The organism is Dactylosporangium sp. NPDC051087, from assembly GCF_055586325.1.
Window position 1 is genome coordinate 270,300 of the sequence record NZ_JBVJIJ010000008.1, and the last position, 23,993, is coordinate 294,292.

Sequence of the window (23,993 nt, forward strand, 5' to 3'; positions counted from 1 at the left end):
TGTCCTCAGCCGCCTTGCCGCGCGCCCGCGCGGGCGTCGCTGGGCTGCGTGCGGGGTCCGCTGCCGGCGACGCCGCGGCGCAGCGCCTCCCAGCGGGCGCGGGCGCCCCAGACGGTGACCCGCAGCAGCGCTTCCCGGACGATGGTGGAGCTCATCTTCGAGTGCCCGCGTTGCCGTTCGGCGAACGTGATCGGGACCTCCTGGACGCGGAACCCGTTGCGGTAGGAACGCCAGGCCAGGTCGACCTGGAAGCAGTACCCCTGCGACGCGATCGACTCGATCTCGATCTTGCTCAGGACGGGGGTGCGGTAGGCGCGGTAGCCGCCGGTCGCGTCCTTGAACGGCATCCCGAGGGCGATCCGCACGTACAGGTTGCCGCTGCGGGAGATCAGGTGCCGGTGGAACGGCCACCCGACGGTCTTGCCGCCTTTGACGTAGCGGGAGCCGAGGACGACGTCGGCCTCGCCGAGCGCGTCGAGCAGCCGGGGCAGCTCCTCGGGGGCGTGGGACCCGTCGGCGTCCATCTCGACGACGGCGTCGTAGTCGTGCTCGGTGCCCCACGCGAACCCGGCCATGTACGCGGCGCCGAGCCCTTGCTTGCCGGGCCGGTGCAGGACGTGGAGGTGCGGGTCGTCGGCGGCGAGCTCGTCGGCGATCCGCCCGGTGCCGTCGGGGCTGTTGTCGTCGGCGATGAGGATGTCGACGGTGGGGGTGGCCGCGCGGACCCGTTGCACGATGGGCCGGATGTTGTCGGCCTCGTTGTAGGTGGGGATGATGACGAGGACCCTGCCGACCCCTGGGTATTCGCCTCGGTCGGGTGTGCTCACACGTCCTCCTCGGTCGGTGCCAGTGCTGCCCGGGTGCGTCTGCGGACCGCGGTGGCGGCCACCAGTCCGGCAATACCCAGCATGACGATCACATATTCGGGTCCGGCGCCGAGCGTCGTGGCCAGCGTCCGGCCGCCACCCAGGTGCAACTCCCGCAGGATGACGGCACCCTCATTGAAGCCGGTCTCTTCGTAGGTGCGTCCGGCGGCGTCGGTGAACGCGGAGATCCCGACCGTGGAGGCCATGAGCGCGTCACGGCCGTGTTCGACGGCCCGCAGCCGCACCATGGCCAGCTGCTGGCGGGCTTCGGCCTCGTCGAACGTCGCGTTGTTGGTCTGCACCGCCAGCAGCTGCGCGCCGCCGGTGACGGTGTCCCGGACGAGCCCGTCGTAGGCGACCTCGAAGCAGATGACGTCACCGACGGTCGCCGGCCCGACCCGCAGGACACCGGGGGTGTCACCGGCGGTCATGTCGGAGACCCGGTCGACCTCTTTGCTGACGATCCGGGCGATGTCCCGCAGCGGCATCGTCTCGGCGAACGGGACGGGGTGCCGTTTGACGTACCGGCCGGAGACGCCGCCCTGGCGGGGGTTCCCGGCGGGGTCGGTGTCGGGTTCCCACACGAGGCCGGCGTTCTCGACCCCGACGGCGGGGTCGGTGAGGACGGCACCGACGAGGATCGGCACGCCGACGGCGCGGGCGGCGGTGGAGATCGCGGCGGCGGCGTCGGCGTTGCGCAGCGGGTCGATGTCGGACGAGTTCTCCGGCCACACGATCAGGTCCGGGCGGCGGGCGCCGTCCTGGGTGACCTTCCGGCCGAGCTCGACGGTGGCCCGGACGTGGTTGTCCAGGACGGCGCGGCGCTGCTCGTTGAAGTCGAGGCCGAGCCGCGGCACGTTGCCCTGCACGACGGCGACGTAGACGCCCTTGCCGGTCGGCTGCTGCAGCGGCACGAGCAGCGCCGCGCCGGTGAGCGCGGCGGCGAGGACGGGCCCGGCGGCGGGTTTCACCCTCGAAAACCACCCGCGGGTGACACCGGCGTCGGTGCTGGGGCGGTGTGTGCTGGAGGTCCGGATGAACGGGACGGCGAGGAGGGCACCGGTGCACGCGACCGCGAACGTGACCAGCGGCGCCCCGCCGAGCGCGGCGAGCCGCAGCAGCGGCGACGTGTCCTGGCTGAACGCGAGCCGCCCCCACGGGAACCCGCCGAACGGTGCCCGGTCGCGCAGCGCCTCCTGCGCGGTCCAGACGGCGGCGAGCAGCGGCACCCACACCCACGCGCGGGCCCGCAGCGGGCTGATCCAGGCGGTGGCGGCGCCGAGGAGCCCGATGAACAGCGCCTGCAGCGTGGACAGCAGCAGCCACGGGACCATGCCGGTGTGCAGGTTGGTCCAGGACAGCAGCGGCGTGAAGTACAGGGCGCCGGTGAGGGTGCCGAGCCCGAACCCGGCGCGGAGCCGCCTGCCGTGCACGGACGCGGCGGCGAGGGCGACGGCGACGGGTGCGGCCCACCACCACCCGTACGGCGGGAACGCGACGAGCATCACGGGCCCGGCGGCGGCGGCGAGGAGGGTCGCGGCCCACAGCGGCAGGACCCGAGGACCCGGAGGCACTGCCACTGCCGCTGTCACCGGTGCCGCGGTCTGCGGCTCGACGGTTCCGGCCGGTGCCGGGTCGTCGGCAGGTTCGTCGGCAGGGCCGTCCGCCGCGCTGCTGGTGCTGACCAACGTCACCTGCGCCATCCCTCTGCCGTGCCGGCCGCCGCCTCCGACCGGGTGTGCACCGGCCCGCGGTCCGCTGTCCGGCCCGCGGCGCCAATTATGCGGCCCGGGCGGCCCGGAGAAGGAATCGGAGCGTGGCATGGGGCTGTGAATGTGCTGGGATGTGGCTGGACTGTGTCTGGATCGCAACCGGACCGGCCGTCACCACACCCTCGCGACCGTTGCCGGTGACCGTCGGGCGGGACTGCGGTGGCCCTGGCGGCTGTGCGCTTCGGGGCTGAAATCGGGGCGCGACCGAAGTCGCGCCCCGCGCTCCCAGGCCCTTGGTCCGGCCGGTGCGGCAGTGGTGTCGTTCGCGGCCTTCGTTCCGGCTCGGCGCGGGCTGGCTGCCCGGGTCGGGTCGTTGTCTACTGGTCGCGTGACGCCCCTGCCCTGACACCGGTGGGCGCCCGGCCCGCGGCCCCCGCCGACCCCCGCCCACTGGATCCGGTGGCGTCCCGTCGGTTGACGAGGACGTCCGATCAGTGGGCGTTGGGGAGTAGCGAACCGTGGTCACCCGCGCCGAAGTAGGACGCAAAGACGTTACGCGCTGTCCCGGGGGGACTGTCAACCGTCGCACGCGATGTAATTCACCTGCGTCGGCGTGTCGGGTGTGTCGGGTGCGGTGTGTCGGGGTGCGTTCACCCGCGCCGGATGAGCGCCGCCGGGCGGGCCGGTCGTCACCCGCTGTAGAGGTAGGTGGTGAGCAGCGCGGCCGCCGCGGCGGGATGATCGGCCGCGAGCAGCCCGGCGGGGGCCAGGACGTACCGGCTGTCGACGGTGACGGTGGGTGCGCGTGGCAGCGCCCATCCACCGGCGTGGTCGTGCAACGCCGGCTGGATCGCCGCGACGGCGGTGGCGGGTTCGGTGTGCCGGAACACACCACCGGACGCGATCACCGACGTGACGTTGCGGAGGTCCCGGCCGCTGCGCGCGTGCCGCCGCACGGCGACGACCGTGGCGGCGGCGGCGATGCCGAGGGCACCTTCGTCCGGGACGGTGACGTGTTCGCGGGCCGCGGCGGTGTGCACGCCGTCGACGTTCCACCGCACCCCGAGGTCCCCTTCGACGGTCCTGGCGCGCCACAGGGTGCCGGCGACGGCGGTGCTGCCGTCGGGGACGAGCGCGGAGTACACGTCGGTGGTGGCGCCGCCCACGTCGACGACGAGGAGGTCCCCGCCGGTGCCGCCGTCTTCGGTGCCGTTGATGGTGTCGGCGAGCAGTGACACGCCGGTGAGGACGGCGTCGGGGGTCGCCATCCGCACGAGCCTGCCGAAGCGGGGCCCGCGGGAGAGGTGTTTGCCGCCGATGACGTGCCGCAGGAACACGTCGCGGATCGCGGCGCGGGCGGGTGCGGGGTCGACGACACCGATCTTCGGCAGGACGTTCGCGGCGGCGAATGCCGGTACACCCGCCGCCGTCAGCACCTCGACGGCTTCGGCTCGCACGTCGGTGTTGCCGGCCACGACGACCGGGGTCCGCCGGCGGGTGGCGGCGACCTGCCGGGCGTTGTGCAGCAGCACGTCGCCGTCGCCGCCGTCGGTCCCGCCGACGAGCAGGACCACGTCGGGGTTCGCGGCCCGGACCGTCTGTATCCCGGTGCGGGTCTGCGGGCCGGCGGCGACGTGGACGACCCGCGCCCCGGCGGACAACGCGACGCGGTGCGCGGCGTCGGCGGAGACGAGCGCTTCGTAGCCGATGACGGCGAGCCGGAGTCCGCCACCGGCGGAGGAGCAGCAGTACACGTCCTGGACGGGCCCGGCCGCGGTGAGGAGCGCGTCGACGCCGTGCAGGACGTCACCGCCGGTGGTGGGGTGGGTCGCGGTGTGCGTGAGGGTGCCGTCGGTGACGTCGACGACGGCGAGTTTCGTGTCCGTCGACCCGACGTCCACGCACGCGACGAGGGCACCCATCGGTCTACGCCCCGGCGGCCGGCCCACCGGCCCCGGCCGCAGGCCCGCCACCTGGCCCGGCGGCCGGCTCAGTGGCCGGCTCAGTGGCCGGCTCAGTGGCTGACCCGGCGGCCGGCGAGGTGGCTGGTCCGGCGGCGGGCACGACGACGGTGCCGGTCGCGGAGACGGCGAGGACCGGCGGGTCGAGGACCGCCGCCGCTGACGCGCTGACCTCCGGGGTGCCGCGGCAGACGACGTGGCACGTGAAGTCGACCGTCCGGGACCGGGTCCCGACCCTGGTGATCGTCGCGGTGACCTCGAGGACGTCACCGGCGTGGACGGGCGCGTGGAAGGCGACGCTGCTGTACCCGGCGAACAGCCCTTCGTCGCCGTCGGTGCGGATGCACAGTTCGGTGGCGACGTCACCGAACAGGGCGAGGCTGTACGCGCCGTCGACGAGGTTCCCGGCGTAGTGCGCGTGCGAGTACGGCACGTACCGGCGGTGCACGACACGCACTCCCACCCGCGCCCTGCTCACCGGGCTGCTCACCGGGCTGGTCATCGGGTGCTCACGGCGTGGACGAGGTACGACGCGACCTCACGGGGTGTGGTGCCCCGGCCGAAGATCCGGTCGACGCCGAGGTCCTCGGTCTGCAGCTCGTCGAACCGGGGCCCGCCGACGACCAGCAGCGGCCGTTTCGCGGCGGGGAACGCCTCCCGGAACGCCGCCGACATCTCCCGCGTGTTGTGCAGGTGCGCGTCGCGTTGCGTGACGACCTGCGAGACGAGGACGGCGTCGGCTTTCTCGGCGCGGGCGTGTTCGACGAGCGCGGGGACGGCGACCTGCGCGCCGAGGTTCACCACCCGGCACTCCCGGTAGTACTCGAGGCCTTTCTCACCGGCGATCCCTTTCACGTTGAGGATGGCGTCGATCCCGACGGTGTGCGCGTCGGTGCCGATGCACGCGCCGACGACGACGAGTTTGCGGCGCAGCCGGGCCCGGATGCCGGCGTTGACCTCTTTCGCGGACAGCAGCGGGTAGTCGCGTTCGGCGACGACGACCTTGCCGGGTTCGACGAGGTGGTTGACGCGCCCGTACACGACGAAGAACGTGTGCCGTTCGCCGATCGGCCGGGCGTGCACGACCATCGCCGGGTCGATGCCCATCTTCCCGGCCAGTTGCAGCGCCGCGCCCTCGCCGCGTTTGTCGGCGGCGAGGGGCAGGGTGAAGCTGACCTGGACCATGCCGTCGCCGGTCGTGTCGCCGTACGGGCGGATCACCGCGCCGGTCGGGTCCGCGGTCATGCTGCACCGTCCGGGGCGTCGAGGAGGTCGATCGCGGGGTTGAAGTAGCCGGGTCCGCGGGCCTCGACGCCGTCGAGGCCTTTGCCGCGGTCGGCGGGGCGGCGCATGATCCCGAACGTGCCGGCGCCGATCGCGTCGAGGAGTCCCTGCTCGCCGATCTGCCGCAGCAGCGTCACCGCCTCCCGCAGCACCGTGTGGGCGCGGTCGCGGATGAACGGACCGGGGGTGAAGTCCTCGTGCAGGTTCCCCGCCGCCGACAGGACGTACCGGACGTTTTGCAGGGCGATGTCCCGGTCGGACAGCCACGGTGTCACGACCGCCTCCGTCATCATCCCGACCAGCAGGATCCCCTGCCCGGTCAGCGTCCCGGCGAGGTTGAAGAACCCGTCCAGGAGGTTCCCGCGGAACACGTCGCCGGTCATGTGTTTCGTCGGCGGCATCCATTTCAGCGGCGCGTCCGGGAACAGTTCCCGGGCCAGGAGCGCGTGCGCGAGCTCCAGCCGGAACGACTCCGGGACCTCCGGGTTGATCTCGAACGCGTGCCCGAGTCCCAGCTGCCAGTCCTGCAGCCCGGCCTCGTGCGCGAAGTACTCGTTGAGCAGCTGCGACACGGTCACCGTGTGGGCGGCGTCGACGGCGTCGGCGGTGGTGAGGTAGTTGTCCTCGCCGGTGTTGATGATGATCCCGGCGCGGGCGTGGATCTGCCGGGAGAACCGCTGGTCGACGAACGTGCGGATCGGGTTGATGTCGCGGAACAGGATCCCGTACATCGAGTCGTTGAGCATCATGTCGAGCCGTTCCAGGCCGGCGAGCGCGGCGATCTCCGGCATGCACAGCCCGGACGCGTAGTTCGTCAGCCGCACGTACCGGCCGACCTCCTTCGACGTCTCGTCGAGCGCGGCGCGCATCAGCTTGAAGTTCTCCTGCGTCGCGTACGTGCCCGCGAACCCTTCCCGGGTCGCGCCTTCCGGCACGTAGTCCAGCAGCGACTGCCCGGTGGACCGGATGACGGCGATGACGTCCGCGCCGGCCCGCGCCGCCGCCTGCGCCTGCGGGATGTCCTCGTAGATGTCGCCGGTGGCGACGATCAGGTAGATCCACGGCCGCTGCGGCGGGTCGCCGATCTTCCTGATCAGCCGTTCCCGGGCCTGCCGCTGCTTGTCGACGCGGGCGAGACCGGCCTTGACGGCTTTCACCGCGGCCCGTTTCGCCGGTGTACCGGCCGGCCCGGCGGTGAACGTGACACTGCCGGCGGTGGCTTTCTGCGCCAGCAGTGTCAGGTCCAGGTGCCCGTCGCGCAGCAACGCGTCGTAGACGGGACCGGCGACGCCGCCGGCGAGGCCGACCTGGTCGCGGACGGTGTCGACGAGCCGGTTGACCCAGGGGATGCCGTCCGGGTCCGCGCCGCTGATCCCGGCGAGCCGGAGCGTGGCCCGCTCCACGGACACCGTCGTGTGGCTGCGTGCCAGGTCGACGACCGGTCTGCCGGCGGCCGCGGCGAGCCGCCGGGCGGTGCCGACGGTCCGCCGGTCCAGCCGCAGCTTCCCCGGTGTCGGTGTTTGCTGTGCGGTCATTCGCGCTCCCGCCGTGCGTAGATCGGCCGGCCCCGCAGGACCGTCACCCGCGCGGCCGGGTTCGTCTCGGTGTGCAGGACCTCACCGATGTCGTCGGTCGTGTCCCACACGGTGAACGTCGCCGACCAGCCGGGGTTGAGGACCCCTTCGTCGTCGACGCCGACGGCCCGCCACCCGCCGCGGGTGTGCGCGGCGAACGCCGCCTTCGCCCCGATCCGCTGGACCGGGTTGTGGTGCCGCATCGCGGCCCGGCACGTCCCCCACGGGTCCAGGTCGGTGACCGGCGAGTCCGACCCGAACGCCAGCAGCACCCCGACCCCGGCGAGGGCACCGATCGGGTTGGACGCCAGGGACCGGGCCTTGCCGAGCCGCTGCGCGTACATGCCGCGCTCACCGCCCCACAGCCGGTCGAACGCCGGCTGGACACTCGCCACGATCCCGAAGTCCACCAGCTTCGCGATCAACGCCTTGTCCAGCAGCTCCACGTGCTCGATGCGGTGCCGGCCGCCGCGGACCCGGTCCACGCCGACCTGTTTCGCCGCGCCCGCGAACCCGGCGAGGACCGTGTCGATCGCCTGGTCACCGATGGCGTGGAAGCCGCTCTGCATCCCGTGCCGGACGCAGTCCACGACGTGCTCGGTCACCTGCGTCGCGCTCAGGTAGCCGTGGCCGTGCTCGTCGACCCGGTTGCCGTGCTCGTCCCGGCCGGTCCCGTCCAGGTACGCGGCCCGCAGGTGCGCGGTGCGGGCGCCGAGCGCACCGTCGGCGTACAGGTCACCGGCGGCGCCGACGGCGCCGAGCTCCTTCGCCTTCGCCGCCGCGTTCGGCTCGCCCCACAGCCCGTACACCTCGGGCAGCCATTGTCCGTGCCGCATCGCGGCGACGAAGTCGTCCTCGCCGGACGTGCCGGGTCCGCCGCACTCGTGGACCGACGCGATCCCGAGCGACGCGGCGTGCTGCAGTGCGGCGCGTTGCGCGTCGACGGTCTGTGCCCGGGTCACGGACCCGAACGCGACCTCCCTGACGAGGTGGTGCGCGTCGCGGCGCAGCCACCCGGACGCGTCGAACCCGGCGGCTGCCCGCACGGCGCCGGTGAGCAGGGCCGAGGAGACGAGCGCCGCGTGGACGCAGGTCCGGGACAGGTAGACGGCGCGGCCGTCGCCGGCCCGGTCGAGCTCGGCGGCGGTCGGGGTCCGCTGGTCCGCCCAGCCGGACTCGTCCCAGCCGTGCCCGATGACGATGGCGTCCGCGGGCAGGGTCGCCGCGTGCGCGGCGACGGCGTCGAGGACCTGCTGCCTGGAGGTGGTGCCGGCGAGGTTGAGGCCGCGCAGTGTGAACCCGGTGGCGGTGGTGTGCACGTGCGCGTCGACGAACGCGGGCGTGACGAGGGCCCCGTCGAGGTCGACGACCCGGTCGACCCGCCCGGCGGTGCGGGTCGGCGCGTCGGCGTCCGGTCCGAGCCAGGCGATCGTGTCGCCGTCGACGAGCAGCGCGGTCGCGGACGGGTCTGCGGGGGTGTGGACCCGGCCGCCACGGAAGAGGGTTCGCATGCGGCTCAGTCTGCCAACCCGGGCACCGCTTCGGCGTGTGCCGTGGTGTGTGACTTCCCGGATGACCCGGATGACCCGGTGCCCGGCCAGGTGCTCGGGTCGGTGGTCGGGTCGGTGGTCTGGTCGGTGTGGAGGCGGGCCTGGAAGAGGGCCTGGACGCCGGGGTCGGCGCGCAGCAGTTGCAGGGCGTAGTCGGCGTGCCCGGGGACGTAGCCGTTGCCGATGAGCATCGTCACGTCGGCGGCGAGCCCTTCGGCGCCGAGGGCCGCCGCGGGGAACGACGTCGCCATCGAGAAGAACACCACGGTGCCGCCGGGGGCGGTGGCCAGGACGGCGGCGTGCTCGCAGCCGGGGACGTCGACGCAGACGACGGTGACGTCCGCCGGGCCGCCGGTCCCGCCGAACGTGCCGTCCAGGGCCCGGGCGAGACCGACCGCGTCGCGGGCGTCGGCGATGACGATGTCGTCGGCGAGTCCGGTGCCGGCCAGCCGGTCCCGTTCGGCGGCGTCGCGGACCACCCCGACGGTCCGCACCCCCGCACCGCCCGCACCGCCTGAACCGCCTGAACCGGCCGCGTCGTGGGCGGCGGCCAGGGACAGGGAGCCGCTCTTGCCCGCGGCGCCGAGGACGGCCACCGTCAACGGGCGCCCGCTCGAGCCGGGTGTCCGACGTCCACCGGTCGGGGACTGCCCCTGCTCCGTGCGGCCGTGCAGCGCCTGCCGGACGACGCGGGCGACGAGGGCGGGGGCGCCGCACACGTCGAGGACGGCCAGGGACAGCTGCGGGTCGAGGTCGGCGGGGAGGACCGCGGCGATGGACCGGGCGAACAGGATCGCGTGCCCGTCGCACGGGACCTGCTCGGACAGGCCGTCCCACGCCCGCAGGCCGTCGGCGACGTGCAGCGGGGTCAGGGTCAGCGACACCAGGGTCGCCACCCGGTCACCGGCCCGCAGGCCCAGCGGCGACGCCGGGCCGGCCTCCTCGACCGTGCCGATGAGCATGCCACCGGACCCGGTGACCGGATTGTGCATCTTCCCGCGGGCCGCGACGATGTCCAGGACGGCCGCGCGGATCGCCGCGCCGTCCCCGCCGTGCTCGGTGCGCAACTGGTGGTAGGACGCGGCGTCCAGGTTGAGCCGCTCGACGCGGATGCGGACCTCGTCGGCGCCGATCTCCGCGCCCGCATCCAGCCGGTGGGCGGCCTGGGGCAGCACCCCGGCCGGCGCGACGACCCGATGCAACCCGATAGGCGATGTCATTTCCCGCACTGCCACAAGTTAGCCGAAGATTTTCCGGCACACCAGCCGCAGTGCGGGAAGAACTACCGCATGCGGGAAGGTGACTGCGCCGTCGACAACGCCAGGACATGCTCGACCAAACCGATCAGCACCGCCTTGCTCGACTCACGGTCCCGCGCGTCACACAACAGCAACGGCACATGCCCGTCCAGGTCCAGCGCCTCCCGCACCTCCGCCTCCGTGTACGACGACGCGTCATCGAAACAGTTCACCGCCACCACGAACGGCGTCCCCCGCCGCTCGAAATAGTCGATCGACGGGAAACAGTCCGCCAGCCGCCGCGTGTCCGCCAGCACCACAGCGCCCAACGCACCCAACGCCAGCTCGTCCCACAGGAACCAGAACCGGTCCTGACCCGGCGTCCCGAACAGGTACAACACCACGTCCTGCCCGATCGTGATCCGCCCGAAGTCCATCGCCACCGTCGTCGTCGACTTGCGTTCCACCCCCGTCAGATCGTCGGTGCCAACCCCCGCCGCCGTCAGCGACTCCTCCGTCTGCAACGGCCGGATCTCACTCACCGCACCCACGAGAGTCGTCTTCCCAGCCCCGAACCCACCCGCGACCAGAATCTTGATCGCCGTCGGGACCGGCCGGCTAGAGCGCCCGTAGTCCATTGATCACCGCCTTGAGGATGCTCTCGCTCGGCAGCTCGCCCGCCGCCGGAGGGTGGTACATCTCGATCAGCCCCTGACCCAGCAGATCACCGAGCAGCACCCGCACGACGCCCAGCGCCAGATCCAGATGCGACGCCAGCTCCGCCACCGCGAGGGGCTCCCGCGCATACGCGAGGATCGCCCGGTGCTCCGGCTGCAGCCCGTACCCGAGGTCCTGCAACGCCGCACGGTTCGCCACCACCATCGCGACGACGTCGAACGACCCCGACGCCGGATGCACCCGCCCGCCCGTCATCGCATACGGGCGCACCACCGGACCCGCGTCCCGGTCCACCCACGTGTGATCGACCCACGGCTCCGCCGCCAGGTCACCACGCCGCTGCTCCGGCCACGCGTGCTCCCCCACCGGCTCCAGCTCACCCGACTGCCCGTTCCAATGCCCGCCCTGATGCCCGCCCTGAAGCGCGCCCTGGGACGCCCGGAACTGGTCGGCGCGCTGCTGCTCCGCCCACTGCTGCTCGACCCACTGCTCGGCCTGCCCGGGATCGCCCCGCCCGTACTCCCGGTCCGGCTGGCCCGGCTGACCCGCCGCATGCCGCCCCGGTGGAGTCGTCATCCGCCGGCCGCCGGCCGCGCCGACGTCGACAGGTTCTGCCCCACCCGCTGCACCAGCATCGCCATCTCGTACGCGATCAACCCGATGTCAGCATCCGACTCCGCCAGCACCGCCAGACACGCACCCCGCCCCGCCGCCGTCACGAACAGGAACGCCGACTCCATCTCGATGATCGTCTGCCGCACCGGGCCACCACCGAAATGCCGCCCCGCACCCCGCGCCAGACTCTGGAACCCCGCCGCGACCGCCGACAGATGCTCCGCGTCCTCCTGCGACAGACCCTTCGACGCACCCATCATCAGCCCGTCCACCGACAGCACCACCGACCGCTGCACCGACGGCACCCGATCCACCAGGTCATCCAGCAGCCAGTTCAGACCGATGTTGCTTCCCTGCGCCGCCGTCATCCCGCCACCCCGTCACGACCCGTGCTGCCGATACCACTGCTGTCACTGCCGTCACCGGGCTCCGAAGCACTCGCATGCCGGCCCCGCACCGTCCCCGCCTGGAACGACGACATCATCCGCCGCAACTGCTCCGGCGACCGGCTCGCCTGCGGCACCTCCACGTCCTCCACATCACCGACCGCCGAGTCCTGCTGCAACTGCGGCGCGAGACTCTGCTGCCGGACCCGCTTCGGCAACCCCCGCGACCCCGCCACCCGGCCCGCCGGTGCGCCCGCATCCCGCACATCCGGTGACCCCGCCGGTGCGGCCTCCGCACGCCCCGCCGGCCTCGACCGCGGCAGCGGACCCGGACCCGACCGGCGCCCCTGCGGCACCTCGGCAGCCGCCGACGGCTGCGGCTGCACCACCGACAACGCCGGCCGCGCACCGATCGACGACGCCGGCAGCACCTGCGTGTGCTCCGGCACCCCACCGGCACCGTCACCCGGCAGCCACGAGAACGGCTCCCGCGCCACCACCTGCATCTCATGCGTCTTCGACAGGTCCGCCGGCGCACCCGGCGGCAGCGCCGACACCGACGGCTGCGCCACCACCAGCTCCACCGGCAGCAACGCCACCGCCGTCACCCCACCGAACGGCGAGGACCGCAGCACCACCCGCACCCCGTGCCGCGCCGCCAGCTGCGCCACCACGAACAACCCCAACCGGGCACTGTTCGCCGGGTCGAACTCCGGCGGCTCCACCAGACGCCGGTTCGCGTCCGCGATCGCCTGCTCCGACATCCCCAGCCCACGGTCCTCGATCTCGATCACAAAACCGTTCGGGACCAGCTGACCCGTCACGTTCACCCGCGTGTGCGGCGGCGAGTACGCCGTCGCGTTCTCGATCAGCTCAGCCAGCAGGTGGATGATGTCGCCCACGGCCCGCCCCACGACGGCACCCTCACCGATCTGCTGCACCTGCACCCGCGCGTAGTCCTCCACCTCCGACACCGCGCCACGCACCACGTCGATCACCGACACCGGATTCCGCCAGCCACGACCCGGCGCCGCACCCGCCAGAATCACCAGGTCCTCCGCATGCCGCCGCATACGCGTCGCCAGATGGTCCACCCGGAACAGGTCCGCCAGGTCATCCGGCTCCGTCGTCCGCCGCTCCATCCCGTCCAGCAGCGACAACTGCCGGTGCAACAACGTCTGCGACCGCCGCGCGATGTTCAGGAACACCTCATTCATGCCCTGCCGCACCGACGACTCCTCGACCGCCGACGCCACCGCCGTGCGCTGCACCGAGTTGAACGCCTCACCCACCTGACCGATCTCGTCCGTGCCCAGCCGCAACGGCGGCGCCTCCACCGCCACGTCCACCTGCACACCCCGCCGCAGCCGCGACACCACCGACGGCAACCGCTCGTCCGCCAGCTCCAGCGCCGCCGCCCGCAGACCGTCCAACCGCCGCGCCAGGGACCGGCCGATCCGCACCGACAGCACCAGCGACAGGATCACCGCCAGCAGCCCCAGCGCACCCGCGATACCCAGCCGCAGGAAGATCGCGTCGGACGCGTCCCGCGCCGCCTGCACGTTGTGCGCCTGCACCTCCGACCGGAACCGCTTCAGGTCCTCGTTCACCGGGTCGAACGCCGCCCGCCACGCCTGCAGGTTGATCCCCGCCGCCTCCGCCGTCCCCGGCGGCGTGGCAAGGAGCTGGTTCTCGAACTGCGTCAACTTCTGCATCGGCTCACCACCGGACAACGCACCGAACCGCGCCTGCGTCTGCGGCGGCAGCAGCGTCACACCGTACGGCAGGATCAGCCGCTTCTGACCGATCAGCGCCACCAGCTCCGTGTGCACCGACGCCGTGAACTGGTTGCTCGCCGCCGCCTGCGTGATCAGCGCGTCCTCCTGCGAGAACAGGTCCCGGGACAGCCCCAGGACGAACACGCCCGTCGCCTCCTCCGTCACCTCGGAGTCCTGGTGGTTCGACACCGACTCACCGATGCCGTACGAGCCCGTGATGATCCCCGAGTACGCCTGCCGCACCGCGTCCGCCGAACCACCCGAGTCCGCCAGCTGCCGCAGCTGCGGCAGCGCATCGAGGGCCTTCGTCGACGTCGCGATCGCCTGCTTCGTCTCGGCGCTCGCCACGTCCTGGAAGTCCTTGTCCGCGGCGAGCTCCCGGAACTCCTTCACCTCCAGGTCCGTCTTCACCCGCTGCTCCTGCACCGCCGCGGCGTTCTTCCGGCCACCGGCGACGAACACCGTCGTCAGCTGCCGCTCGACCTGCAACTGCTCGACCATCGCCTCGGCGGGCTCGGTCACCTTGTCACTGACGAGCTTCGAGTTCCGCAGATCCAGGGCCGGCTGCAGGGTGAAGCTCACCGCGAACAACCAGATCGCGACGAGCATGACGATCGGGATCGCCAGCATCGCCGTGATCTTCGCGCGGATCGACCAACGGTTGTTCATCAGACCTCAGACGTGTGCTCAGACGGATCAGGGTGCGGATCAGGGTGCGGTTCGGTTGCGGAACCGCCACCGTAGGCGGGCGCGCTCGTCACCGACCGTCATGTCCACGGCCCCGTTTTCCCGACCAGCCGGATGACAGACAGTAGAATCTCCCGCTCGGGCTCGAACCGCCGCAGAATCTTCGCTACTGTGGCAGTTCTGGCGGATAATTTCTGTCGCCGCCATCCCGGAGGTGTGTGTCGTGCAGCCGTACGCGTATGAACGCCGCGAACTCGTCGAGCCCGACTGGCGCCGCCTCCCCGGCTGGCGCGACGTCACCCGCGACGAATGGGAATCCGCCCAATGGCAGCGGGCCCACTGCGTCAAGAACATCGCCCAGCTCCGCACCGTCTACGGCGACCTCATCTCCGCCGACTTCTACGACGACCTCGCCCTCGACCAGGCCACCCAGGCCACCATGTCGATGCTCGTCCCACCCCACATGATCAACACCATGGTCCCCAACGGCGACATCACCGACAAAACACTCCTCGCCGACCCCGTCCGCCGCTACATGCTCCCCGTCGCCTCCGACCGCCTCACCGACTTCGCCTCACACCCCCACGCCAGCCGCGACTCACTCCACGAACACGACATGTGGGTCGCCGAAGGACTCACCCACCGCTACCCCACCAAAGTCCTCGCCGAACTGCTCTCCACCTGCCCCCAGTACTGCGGCCACTGCACCCGCATGGACCTCGTCGGCAACAGCACCCCCGCCGTGTCCAAACTCCGCCTCACCCTCAAACCCGTCGACCGCTACGACGCCATGATCACCTACCTCAAAGGCCAACCCGGCGTCCGCGACGTCGTCGTATCAGGCGGCGACGTCGCCAACGTCCCCTGGCCCCAGCTCGAAACCTTCCTCATGCGACTGCTCGGCATCGACACCATCCGCGACATCCGCCTCGCCACCAAAGCCCTCGCCGGCCTCCCCCAGCACTGGCTGCAACCCACCGTCGTCGAAGGCCTCGAACGCGTCGCCCGCACCGCCGCCCGCCGCGGCGTCAACCTCGCCATCCACACCCACGTCAACCACGCCCAATCCCTCACCCCACTCGTCGCGAAAGCCGCCCACACCGCCCTCGAGGTCGGCGTCCGCGACGTCCGCAACCAGGGCGTCCTCATGCGCGGCGTCAACGCCACCGCCGCCGACCTGCTCGACCTCTGCTTCGCCCTGCAAGGAGAGGCCGGCATCCTCCCGTACTACTTCTACATGTGCGACATGATCCCCAACGCCGAACACTGGCGCGTCGCCGTCTGGCAGGCCCAGCAGCTCCAGCACGACATCATGGGCTACCTGCCCGGCTACGCCACCCCGCGCATCGTCTGCGACGTCCCCTTCGTCGGCAAACGCTGGGTCCACATGGTCACCGACTACGACCGCGAGCGCGGCATCACCTACTGGACCAAGAACTACCGCACCTCCATCGAGGACTCCTCCATGGACCTCGACCGCACCTACCCGTACTACGACCCCATCGACACCCTCCCCGCCGCCGGCATCGCCAAATGGCGTGCCGAAGCGCAGCTCCCCCTGGTCGCCTACGCTGAGTGAGTGCGACGTAACATCCTGCGTCTGCTCGGGCTGAGCCTCGCCGCGGTCGCCGTCATCCTGTACATCAACTCGATCGGCGACGGCGAACCATCCGGCCCAGACCCGGCCGGCCGCCTGCAGTGCGCCCCGAACGGCCACATCGCCGCCGCGTACGCGACGGCGACCCCGACCACCCGGGAGACCCGCTCCCCGGAGCAGCTCGCGACCGCCTGGGCCCAGGCCCGCTCCAGCACCCTGCTCCGGGGACTGCACCGCGTGCACGAGGAACCCGAACGGATCGACATCGCCTTCGACGCCAAGGCCCACACGGTCGCCGTGCTGACGTTCCGCTCCCACGCCCCGCTCGGCTGGCACCTCGACGCCGTCGTCGCCTGCCAGCAGCCCGTCACCCAACGCACGACGAGCCCGAGCAGCGGTCCCTGACCAAGCAAAAACGGAAGTCCGCCGCGCAGCGGCATGTCTTTGTACTGGCGTGGCGTCAGCCACGTCGCCTAAGGCGTCCTAGGATGCTAGGAATTGGACCCACGGTCGCGACCCCAGAGGTAGGTGTCGCGCTCCGTCCCACGCAGGACGTGGACCAGGCGCACCTGCTCCCGCCGCGGTACACCCGCCGAAGGCAGCGCCACGAAGGTCTCCGGCAGCACCGCGACACTGCCGCTGACCTGCTCACCGTCGGCCATCCGCAGCAGGACACCGCACTGCCACCAGCGGATCGTCCCGCCCGCGCCGCCGGCGCCGCCGGGCCAGTAGTAGTCGGCCGGGTCCGGGACCAGATAATGCACGCCGTCCACGGCCAGGTGCTCCCGCAGGAACGCCGCACCCGCGCCCAGACCGAGCCTCAGCCGCGCCGCCTCCTCGTGCACGGCACACACCGCGTCCGTGTCGAGAGCCTTCAGCACCAGGGCCGCCCCGGGCAACGGCCGCCGGCCCGCCGGGGGACGCACCGGCCAACGCCGCAGCAGGACCCCCACCCGCTGCGGCAGCGTCAACCGCGCCGGACCCCTCGGATGCCCCGGCAGCGGCGGAGGCGGCGCCCAGACCTCCCCGGCATCCTCGATCTGGCGCAGCATCCACGCCTGCCCCTGCGGGCCCGCGGTGTGCCAGGTCCAGCTCATCGGCCTGGCGTCCATCGCCCGCTCGGACGCGTCGGCGCGCTCGCCGCGGCGCGTCGGCCGCCACCGAGGAGGCCGCGCCACTCCGGGCAGGTTGTGGCACAGGTCGGCCAGGAACCTGATGCGCTCCACGTCGCCGCCGCCGGACGCCAGCGCCCTGATCTCGATGAACGCCCTGGCCGCCAGGAGCGCAGCCACGTCGCGGTCCAGCCGTGCCTCACCCCGGCGCATGCCGTCGTCCTCCCCGGCGGTCGCTGGGTCCGCTGTGGTGGAGCACCCACCGCCTAAGGCATCCTAGGATACTAGGTGCATATGTCAGGACACCGCCAGGGAGTGGATCGCGCCGGCGCGGGTGCCGAAGTACATGGCGCCCTTCCACACGGCGGGGGTCGACTCGATGCAGCCGCCGATCTTCAGCTCCCAGAGAAGCTTGGGCTGGGCGTTCGTGTCCTTGACGTCATAGGCGTGCATGACCCCGGAACAGTCGCCGATGAAGAGCGTGTCGTCGACGACGACAGGCGACTGCCAGGTCTCGTTGCCCGGGACGCGGAACTTCCAGCGGACCGCGCCGGTCGCGCGGTCCAGGCCCATGACGTCGCCGCCGGTGGTGTCGAAGATGGCGATGTCCTTGAAGAGCGCCGGGGTGCCCCAGATACCGGCGGGCCGGCTGCCCTGGTCCTTCACCGACCAGACGACGGGATCGTCGGGCTTCGACGGGTCGAGTTTCAGCATCTGGCCGACCTGCTTGGAGCGGGCGTTGCCCTTCTCGTACTCGGAGCCGACGTAGAGGAAACCGTCCTCGTCGATGACGATGGAGGCGTCGGTGTCGTCGCCGGTCCAGAACCGGAAGACGCGGGTGGGGGTCTTGCCGGACTTCAGGCCGCTGATGTCCCAGCCCTGCACGAGGCCGCCCGAGTTCGCGAAGTACACGACGTCCTTAAAGATCGCAACGGAGTTCTCGATGGAGACGTTCGTGTCGCCGAAGTCCTTGAGCAGCTGTGCGTCCCAGCCGGGAGTGTTGAACACGAGCTTCGGGTCGACGGTGACCTTGCCGTTGGCGTCGTAGCCGCGGTTGAGCTTCACGATGTGGAACTGGCTGTTCTCGCCGCCCTCGAAGAGGTAGTCGTCGATGATGAGCCCGGAGCCGTCCCAGTCGTCGTTCCACATCGTCGGTTTGACCGCGGTCGCGGACAGTTTCCACAGCTCGGTCGGCTTGCCGCGGTCCAGGGCGATGACCCGGTAGTGGTTGTCGCGGGAGCCGGAGTAGAGCAGCGGGTAGCCGTCCGGGTCCATCGTGACGGTGCCCTTGATGATGTCGCCGGTCTGGAAGTCGGGGAGGATCCGCTCGCCGGTGGCGGCGTCGAGGAAGTGGATGGCGCCGTCGTAGGCGCCGAACACGACCCAGGTCCGGCCGTCCTTCTCGAAGACGGCGGGCTGGCCGGTCCAGCCGTTGCCGCACCACTGCGTCGTCTTGCCCTTGTCCTCCGACATGCGGCACAGGCCCCCGGTCTTCGGGAACTGCCACTTGCGCACCGGCATCTCGCGCGGCACCGGACCCTGACCGTAGTAGGTGCGGGTCGGGTTGCCGCGGAACGTCAGCAGGCCCTGGACCTTCGTCCCGTACGGCTTGCCGACCAGCGCCGGGTCGGACCAGCCGGTGAACGCGGGCTTCGCCGGTGACGGGGGCGTCGACGCGGCGGGCGCGCCGGTCGCGGAGACGTCCGGCGACTCGGACGCCGTGTCGCGCAACGCGTACGCGGCGGTGGCGACCCCGCCGACGATCAGGGCAATGGCGGCGGCGAGGGAGAGACGGAGGGTCCCCGTTCGTGACATGGCGACAGTATGTCGATCCCTCGCCACTGTGAGGCTCCTCCGAACGGCGCTATGAGATCCGGGCCACCGGGCTCACCCGAGCGGCTTCTCGAAGTGCTGGTAGTCCACCCCGGAGCGCCAGGAGCCACCCCAGGTGAAGCCCTCGGCCTTGAACGCGGTCACCACCACGTCGCCGGCGACGATCATGCCGGGTCTGACGTTACCGCGGTCCAGGTAGTCCTTGCCGGCGGGCGGCATGATCTGCCTGCCCGGCAGGTACGGGTTCTCGACGGTGTTGATGTCGATGGCGCGGCCGTAGGCGTGGTTGGACCAGTGCTTCGTGTTGGGCACGTTGCGGCAGTTGAACGCCGAGGTGTTGTCGGCGGCCATGGACGCGTCGTCGCTGCCGCCGAACGCCTCGATGGTCTGCATGCCGCGGATCGGGAAGCGGGCCTCGTAGAGCCTGCCGAAGATCCGCACGACCGGGTCGGCGATGCCGCGGTGCACCACGAGCTCGCCGGTGTGCTCGGCGCCGTCGAAGCCGACATAGGACAGCCGCAGCAGCCGCAGGTCGTCGAGGCCGACGGGGCAGCCCTGCCGCCACGACACGCCGGTCATGCGTTGCCGCGCCTCGGCGGGCAGCACCTCGACCGTGCCGGTGAACGCGGCGGGTGTACTGGCGGCAGCGGCCGGAGCGGACGACGGGGCGGGGACCGAAACCGTCGGTGACGGCGGCGACCCGCTGGCCGCGGTGCCCCCGGTGCCGCCCCCGCAGCCCGCCAGCACGAGCAGGACCAGGGCCGAGGCCACGGCGGTGACGGGACGGGGACGGGGGCGGACACGGTTGTGCATGCGGCCGATACTATGTGTCGTGCCGGTTGACCAGCGCAGACGACGCGCCCCACAGGCCCTGTTCGCTCTCGCCACGCTGTTGCTGGTGCTGACGGGCTGTGGCGGAAAGCCGTCCGGCGCCCCGCAGGCGACCTCGGCGCCCTCCGCCACGGACCCCGTCGAGCCGTCCGAGGAGGTCCCCGCGGCGTTCAGCAGCCCGTCCGGGCCGGCGTCGCCGTCCGCCGCGGCGTCGCCGTCCGCGTCGAAGAAGGCGTCCCCGTCGAAGACCGCGGCCGCGGCGACCGTGGCGAATGACGCCTCGCGGCTCAAGACCCTCCCGTCGAACACGACCCAGGTCGTCATCGTGCAGGCGGCCAGCGCGTCGGCGACGACGACGAGCCTGCGGGCGTATGGGAAGACCAACGGGGTGTGGCAGCCGGCGCTGTCGGCGATGACCGCGAAGATCGGCGGCAACGGCTTCAGCGGCAACAAGCGCGAGGGCGACAAGACGACCCCGACCGGTGTGTTCGCCTTCGACGCCACGATGTACGGCATCGCCGCGAACCCGGGCGTCAGGTACACCTACCACCGGGTGGTGCAGGACGACTGGTGGGACGAGAACAGCGACTCCCCCGGCTACAACACGTTCCACCACGGCGCGAACCCGGGCGGGCCGAGCGAGCCGCTGTGGCAGATCAGCCCGCAGTACACCTACTTCGCGGTGATCCGCTACAACATGCCGGCGACGCCGGGCCGCGGGTCGGGGATCTTCCTGCACCAGAGCACCGGCGGGTCGACGCTCGGGTGCGTGAGCCTGCCGCAGGGTGACCTGGTGGCGTTGCTGCGGTGGCTCAACCCGGCGGCGAACCCGCGGATCGTGCTGTCGCCGACCGGCGACCTGTCGCGCTATTGAGCGGCCCGGGTGGGCGGCGCCGGTCAGGTCACGTGGACGGTGCCGCAGCCAGGACAGGTGAACACGTGCAGGTCGGCGTCCAGCCGCAGGGCGGTCGGGCGTCGGTGGGCGCCGTTGTCCGGGGCGGACCAGTCCAGGTCCTGTTCCTCGACCGGGATCCAGTGGTAGGTCTCGTCGTCGTACTCGTGGTCGGTGATGACCAGCAGCAGCTCGGCCGGGGTCGCGCAGCGCGGGCACGGGATGTCGCCGCCGCGGCGCGGGTGACCGCCGACCTTCCAGCCGGGGGCGACGAACCCCCCGGCGATGCCGGGTGGCATGCGGTCGCGGACGGCGGCGGGCAGCGCCTCGGCGCACGGGTGGTCGGTGATCCGCTCCGGGTCCAGCAGGCACGGCGTGGGGATCCAGCCGGCGTGCTGGACGTCGCCCTGCGGCGGCTCGGTGAGCAGGTCCGCGGGCAGGTCGGCGGCGCGGCGCCAGCGGACGAGGACGGCGGGTCCGGCGACGTCGCGGAGGTGCTCGACCGGGCACCACAGGACCTGCAGCAGGTCGGCGCCGTCGGGGCGGGGCAGGTCGGGGATGTCGGACGCCCACAGCTGGGCGAGCGGGACGAGCGGGTTGGGGCTGGCGTGGCGGTGGCCCCCGCGGCCGTCGGAGCGCAGTTCGCGGGTGCAGACCGGCCAGGGCTCGGCGGCGGGCCACGCGAGGGGGCCGCCGACGTGGCTGTCGCCGGCACGGGGCGCGCGCTGTCCGGTCGCCCGGCGCGGGTGCAGCCGGGTCGCGGTCCTGCCGAGGGCGGTGAGCTCCGGGAACTCGGCCAGGATCTCCGGCGCGAACGGCGGAGTGATCATGGTGTCGAGGATAGTGCGGAACGATCATCCGGGTTTCTCGTTCCACGCAACCGCTCGGCACCCGGCAACGCGCCGAACCGGATGCCGGAAAGCGCGATGATCATGGCGGTGGGAGCGGTTGCGGGCGCGTTGCGCAATTGTTACCGCCAACAACATTTTCGAAAACACGACGGGCTTGTGCCCACCCGTCGCGGAGGAATACGTTGCCGGGCACAACAATCACCGTCGTCCCGAACGCACCCCGACGGTGGACCCCCCGCCCCGAACCCCCTCGCGCCCCGGCAGGGCGCATATCCGAAAGGACCCATGCAAATGCGCAAAGGGATCCTCTCCCTGTTGGCGGTAGGCGTCCTCGCCACGGGCGGGCTCACCGCCTGCGGCGACGACAAGGCGGCCGACCCCGGCACCGGCGGCAACGCCAAGAAGCCCAAGATCGGCGTGATCCTGCCCGACAGCAAGTCCTCGGCCCGCTGGGAGACCGCGGACCGTAAATATCTCGAGGCGGCGTTCAAGACCGCCGGCGTCGACTACGACATCCAGAACGCGCAGAACGACAAGGCCGCGTTCCAGACGATCGCCGAGCAGATGATCACGGGCGGCGTCAACGTCCTCATGATCGTCAACCTGGACTCCGGCACCGGCAAGGCCGTGCTGGACAAGGCCAAGGCCGCCGGCGTCGCGACCATCGACTACGACCGGCTGACCCTCGGCGGCTCGGCGGCGTACTACGTCAGCTTCGACAACGTCGCGGTCGGCAAGCTGCAGGGCGAGGGCCTCGTCAAGTGCCTCACCGACGCGAAGGTCACCAAGCCGGTCATCGCCGAGCTCAACGGCTCGCAGACCGACAACAACGCCACCCTGTTCAAGCAGGGCTACGACGGCGTGCTCAAGGCCAAGTACGACAGCGCCGAATACATCAAGGGCCCGGACCAGTGGGTCGCGGAGTGGGACAACACCACCGCCGGCACGACGTTCGAGCAGATGCTGACCTCGACGCCGAACATCGCGGGCGTCCTGGCCGCCAACGACGGCCTCGGCAACGCCGCGATCAACATCCTCAAGAAGCAGAAGCTCAACGGCAAGGTCCCGGTCACCGGCCAGGACGCCACCGTCCAGGGCCTGCAGAACATCCTCAACGGCGACCAGTGCATGACCGTCTACAAGGCCGTCAAGCAGGAGGCCGACGCCGCCGCCAAGCTCGCCATCGGCCTGGCCAAGGGCGAGAAGGGCGCCACCTCCCAGAAGGTGACCGACCCGGAGGGCAAGCGTGAGGTCGACGCGGTCCTGCTCACCCCGAAGTCGATCACCAAGGACAACGTGAAGGACGTCGTCGACGACGGCTACGTCACGGTCGCCGAACTGTGCACCGGCGACTTCGCCGCCAAGTGCGCGACGGCGGGCATCAAGTAGCACCCGGCGCTGCCGACCCGGTGTCCGCTCCCCCAAGCGGACACCGGGTCCGCGCTGTGAACACACCCGACGGGCAGCTCTCCCGTCGCGGACAGCGGGGTCCGCGACGTGCACACCCGCCGGACATGCAAGGTCGGACATGCAAGAAGGAGCATCGTGACCGACACACCTCTGCTGGAGGTCCGTGGGCTCAACAAGAGCTTCGGACCGGTCCAGGTCCTGCGTGACGTGGACTTCTCCGCGTACGCCGGCCAGGTCACCGCCCTCGTCGGCGACAACGGCGCAGGCAAGTCCACCCTGGTCAAATGCCTCGGCGGGATCTACTCGATCGACTCCGGCGAGTACCTGTTCGACGGGAAGCCGGTCAGCGTCCACGGGCCGCGCGACGCCGCCGCGCTCGGGGTCGACATCGTCTACCAGGACCTCGCGCTCTGCGACAACCTCGACATCGTCCAGAACATGTTCCTCGGCCGCGAGATCAAGAGCGGCATCGTCCTGGACGACATCACGATGGAGCAGCGGGCCGCGGAGACCCTGGCGAGCCTGTCGGTGCGCACCGTGCAGTCGGTCCGCCAGCACGTGTCGAGCCTGTCCGGCGGGCAGCGGCAGACCGTCGCGATCGCCAAGGCGGTGCTGTGGAACAACCGCCTCGTCGTGCTCGACGAGCCGACCGCGGCGCTCGGCGTCGCGCAGACCGCCCAGGTCCTCGAGCTGGTGCGGCGCCTCGCCGACAACGGCCTCGCCGTCGTGCTCATCTCGCACAACATGAACGACGTGTTCGCGGTCGCCGACCGGATCGCCGCGCTCTACCTCGGCCAGATGTGCGCCCAGGTCAGCGCGACCGACGTGACCCACTCACAGGTCGTGGAGCTCATCACCGCCGGTCGCAGCGGCGATCTCGGGCTGCGCAAGAACGGAGCGAAGGCATGATCGGCCAGCGGAGCGACAGGGCCGATCATCATCGGCGCAGTGTCGGGTCAGGGCGGCACCGGAGCGCAGCGGAGGTGACGTCATGACCGGGCCGAAGCGAAGCGGAGGAGCCGGGCATCAGCAGCTCAGCATTGGGTCAGGGCGGCGCCGGAGCGCAGCGGAGGTGACGTCATGACCGGGCCGAAGCGAAGCGGAGGAGCCGGGCATCAGCAGCTCAGCATTGGGTCAG

19 protein-coding genes and 2 pseudogenes are annotated in these 23,993 nt (G+C 71.6%); 5 read left to right on the plus strand and 16 right to left on the minus strand.

Annotated features, from left to right (window positions below; genetic code table 11):
* Positions 1–5 precede the first annotated feature (5 nt).
* The 12 genes and pseudogenes from ACZ6TV_RS17735 to ACZ6TV_RS17790 all read right to left on the minus strand — a co-directional run bounded on the left by ACZ6TV_RS17735 (position 6) and on the right by ACZ6TV_RS17790 (position 14,311).
* Entirely contained in the window at positions 6–827 is an 822-nt protein-coding gene (locus ACZ6TV_RS17735; protein ID WP_465298255.1) for a polyprenol monophosphomannose synthase, read from the minus strand.
* The gene (gene lnt / locus ACZ6TV_RS17740) at positions 824–2,458 is read right to left on the minus strand and encodes an apolipoprotein N-acyltransferase (protein WP_465298337.1); all 1,635 of its coding nucleotides are present in this window, start codon (positions 2,456–2,458) and stop codon (positions 824–826) included. The genes ACZ6TV_RS17735 and lnt overlap by 4 nt, the downstream gene beginning before the upstream one ends.
* A gap of 809 nt (positions 2,459–3,267) precedes the next feature.
* Complete coding sequence (locus tag ACZ6TV_RS17745) at positions 3,268–4,500, minus strand: glutamate mutase L (protein WP_465298256.1); 1,233 nt, start codon at positions 4,498–4,500, stop codon at positions 3,268–3,270.
* A gap of 136 nt (positions 4,501–4,636) precedes the next feature.
* A pseudogene (gene kal / locus ACZ6TV_RS17750) lies at positions 4,637–5,017 on the minus strand (3-aminobutyryl-CoA ammonia lyase); the annotation flags it as partial.
* A 20-nt stretch (positions 5,018–5,037) separates the two neighbouring features.
* Positions 5,038–5,784 (minus strand): lysine 5,6-aminomutase subunit beta, encoded by a 747-nt coding sequence (kamE, locus tag ACZ6TV_RS17755; protein WP_465298257.1) that lies wholly within the window; start codon positions 5,782–5,784, stop codon positions 5,038–5,040.
* Entirely contained in the window at positions 5,781–7,358 is a 1,578-nt protein-coding gene (gene kamD / locus ACZ6TV_RS17760) for a lysine 5,6-aminomutase subunit alpha (RefSeq protein WP_465298258.1), read from the minus strand. Before kamD ends, kamE begins: the two co-directional genes overlap by 4 nt.
* Positions 7,355–8,917, minus strand: a complete 1,563-nt coding sequence (locus tag ACZ6TV_RS17765) for an amidohydrolase (protein WP_465298338.1) — start codon at positions 8,915–8,917, stop codon at positions 7,355–7,357. The genes kamD and ACZ6TV_RS17765 overlap by 4 nt, the downstream gene beginning before the upstream one ends.
* A gap of 122 nt (positions 8,918–9,039) precedes the next feature.
* Positions 9,040–10,167: pseudogene (kdd, locus tag ACZ6TV_RS17770) on the minus strand (L-erythro-3,5-diaminohexanoate dehydrogenase); the annotation flags it as partial.
* 62 nt (positions 10,168–10,229) lie between these two features.
* Positions 10,230–10,823, minus strand: a complete 594-nt coding sequence (locus ACZ6TV_RS17775; protein WP_465298259.1) for a GTP-binding protein — start codon at positions 10,821–10,823, stop codon at positions 10,230–10,232.
* Entirely contained in the window at positions 10,804–11,190 is a 387-nt protein-coding gene (locus ACZ6TV_RS17780) for a DUF742 domain-containing protein (protein WP_354788884.1), read from the minus strand. Before ACZ6TV_RS17780 ends, ACZ6TV_RS17775 begins: the two co-directional genes overlap by 20 nt.
* 245 nt (positions 11,191–11,435) lie before the next feature.
* Entirely contained in the window at positions 11,436–11,846 is a 411-nt protein-coding gene (locus ACZ6TV_RS17785) for a roadblock/LC7 domain-containing protein (protein ID WP_203850503.1), read from the minus strand.
* Entirely contained in the window at positions 11,843–14,311 is a 2,469-nt protein-coding gene (locus ACZ6TV_RS17790) for a sensor histidine kinase (RefSeq protein WP_465298260.1), read from the minus strand. The genes ACZ6TV_RS17785 and ACZ6TV_RS17790 overlap by 4 nt, the downstream gene beginning before the upstream one ends.
* Positions 14,312–14,498: 187 nt before the next feature.
* On the opposite strand from ACZ6TV_RS17790, the gene ACZ6TV_RS17795 reads away from it, so the two are divergent.
* Both ACZ6TV_RS17795 and ACZ6TV_RS17800 read left to right on the plus strand, forming a co-directional pair.
* Positions 14,499–15,908 carry a KamA family radical SAM protein gene (locus ACZ6TV_RS17795; protein WP_465298339.1) on the plus strand — a complete coding sequence of 470 codons (1,410 nt, stop codon included), beginning with the start codon at positions 14,499–14,501 and terminating at the stop codon, positions 15,906–15,908.
* Positions 15,909–16,331, plus strand: coding sequence for a hypothetical protein (locus ACZ6TV_RS17800; protein WP_465298261.1), 423 nt, complete (start codon positions 15,909–15,911; stop codon positions 16,329–16,331).
* 86 nt (positions 16,332–16,417) lie between these two features.
* On the opposite strand, the gene ACZ6TV_RS17805 is transcribed toward ACZ6TV_RS17800, so the two are convergent.
* The 3 genes from ACZ6TV_RS17805 to ACZ6TV_RS17815 all read right to left on the minus strand — a co-directional run bounded on the left by ACZ6TV_RS17805 (position 16,418) and on the right by ACZ6TV_RS17815 (position 19,684).
* Complete coding sequence (locus ACZ6TV_RS17805) at positions 16,418–17,251, minus strand: hypothetical protein (protein ID WP_465298262.1); 834 nt, start codon at positions 17,249–17,251, stop codon at positions 16,418–16,420.
* 84 nt (positions 17,252–17,335) lie between these two features.
* Positions 17,336–18,853, minus strand: a complete 1,518-nt coding sequence (locus ACZ6TV_RS17810; RefSeq protein ID WP_465298263.1) for an outer membrane protein assembly factor BamB family protein — start codon at positions 18,851–18,853, stop codon at positions 17,336–17,338.
* 72 nt (positions 18,854–18,925) lie between these two features.
* Entirely contained in the window at positions 18,926–19,684 is a 759-nt protein-coding gene (locus ACZ6TV_RS17815) for a M15 family metallopeptidase (protein WP_465298264.1), read from the minus strand.
* A gap of 19 nt (positions 19,685–19,703) precedes the next feature.
* Here ACZ6TV_RS17815 and ACZ6TV_RS17820 point away from each other — a divergent pair, with 19 nt between their 5' ends.
* Positions 19,704–20,576 carry a L,D-transpeptidase family protein gene (locus ACZ6TV_RS17820; protein WP_465298265.1) on the plus strand — a complete coding sequence of 291 codons (873 nt, stop codon included), beginning with the start codon at positions 19,704–19,706 and terminating at the stop codon, positions 20,574–20,576.
* Positions 20,577–20,599: 23 nt separating this feature from the next.
* Here the strand turns inward: ACZ6TV_RS17820 and ACZ6TV_RS17825 are convergent, their stop codons facing one another.
* Positions 20,600–21,424: a hypothetical protein gene (locus ACZ6TV_RS17825; protein WP_465298266.1), complete on the minus strand. Its 825-nt coding sequence runs from the start codon at positions 21,422–21,424 to the stop codon at positions 20,600–20,602.
* A 312-nt stretch (positions 21,425–21,736) separates the two neighbouring features.
* Between ACZ6TV_RS17825 and ACZ6TV_RS17830 the strand changes: the two genes are divergently transcribed.
* Positions 21,737–22,834 carry a sugar ABC transporter substrate-binding protein gene (locus tag ACZ6TV_RS17830; protein ID WP_465298267.1) on the plus strand — a complete coding sequence of 366 codons (1,098 nt, stop codon included), beginning with the start codon at positions 21,737–21,739 and terminating at the stop codon, positions 22,832–22,834.
* Positions 22,835–22,990: 156 nt separating this feature from the next.
* Positions 22,991–23,764: an ATP-binding cassette domain-containing protein gene (locus ACZ6TV_RS17835; protein WP_465298268.1), complete on the plus strand. Its 774-nt coding sequence runs from the start codon at positions 22,991–22,993 to the stop codon at positions 23,762–23,764.
* Positions 23,765–23,993: the final 229 nt, after the last annotated feature.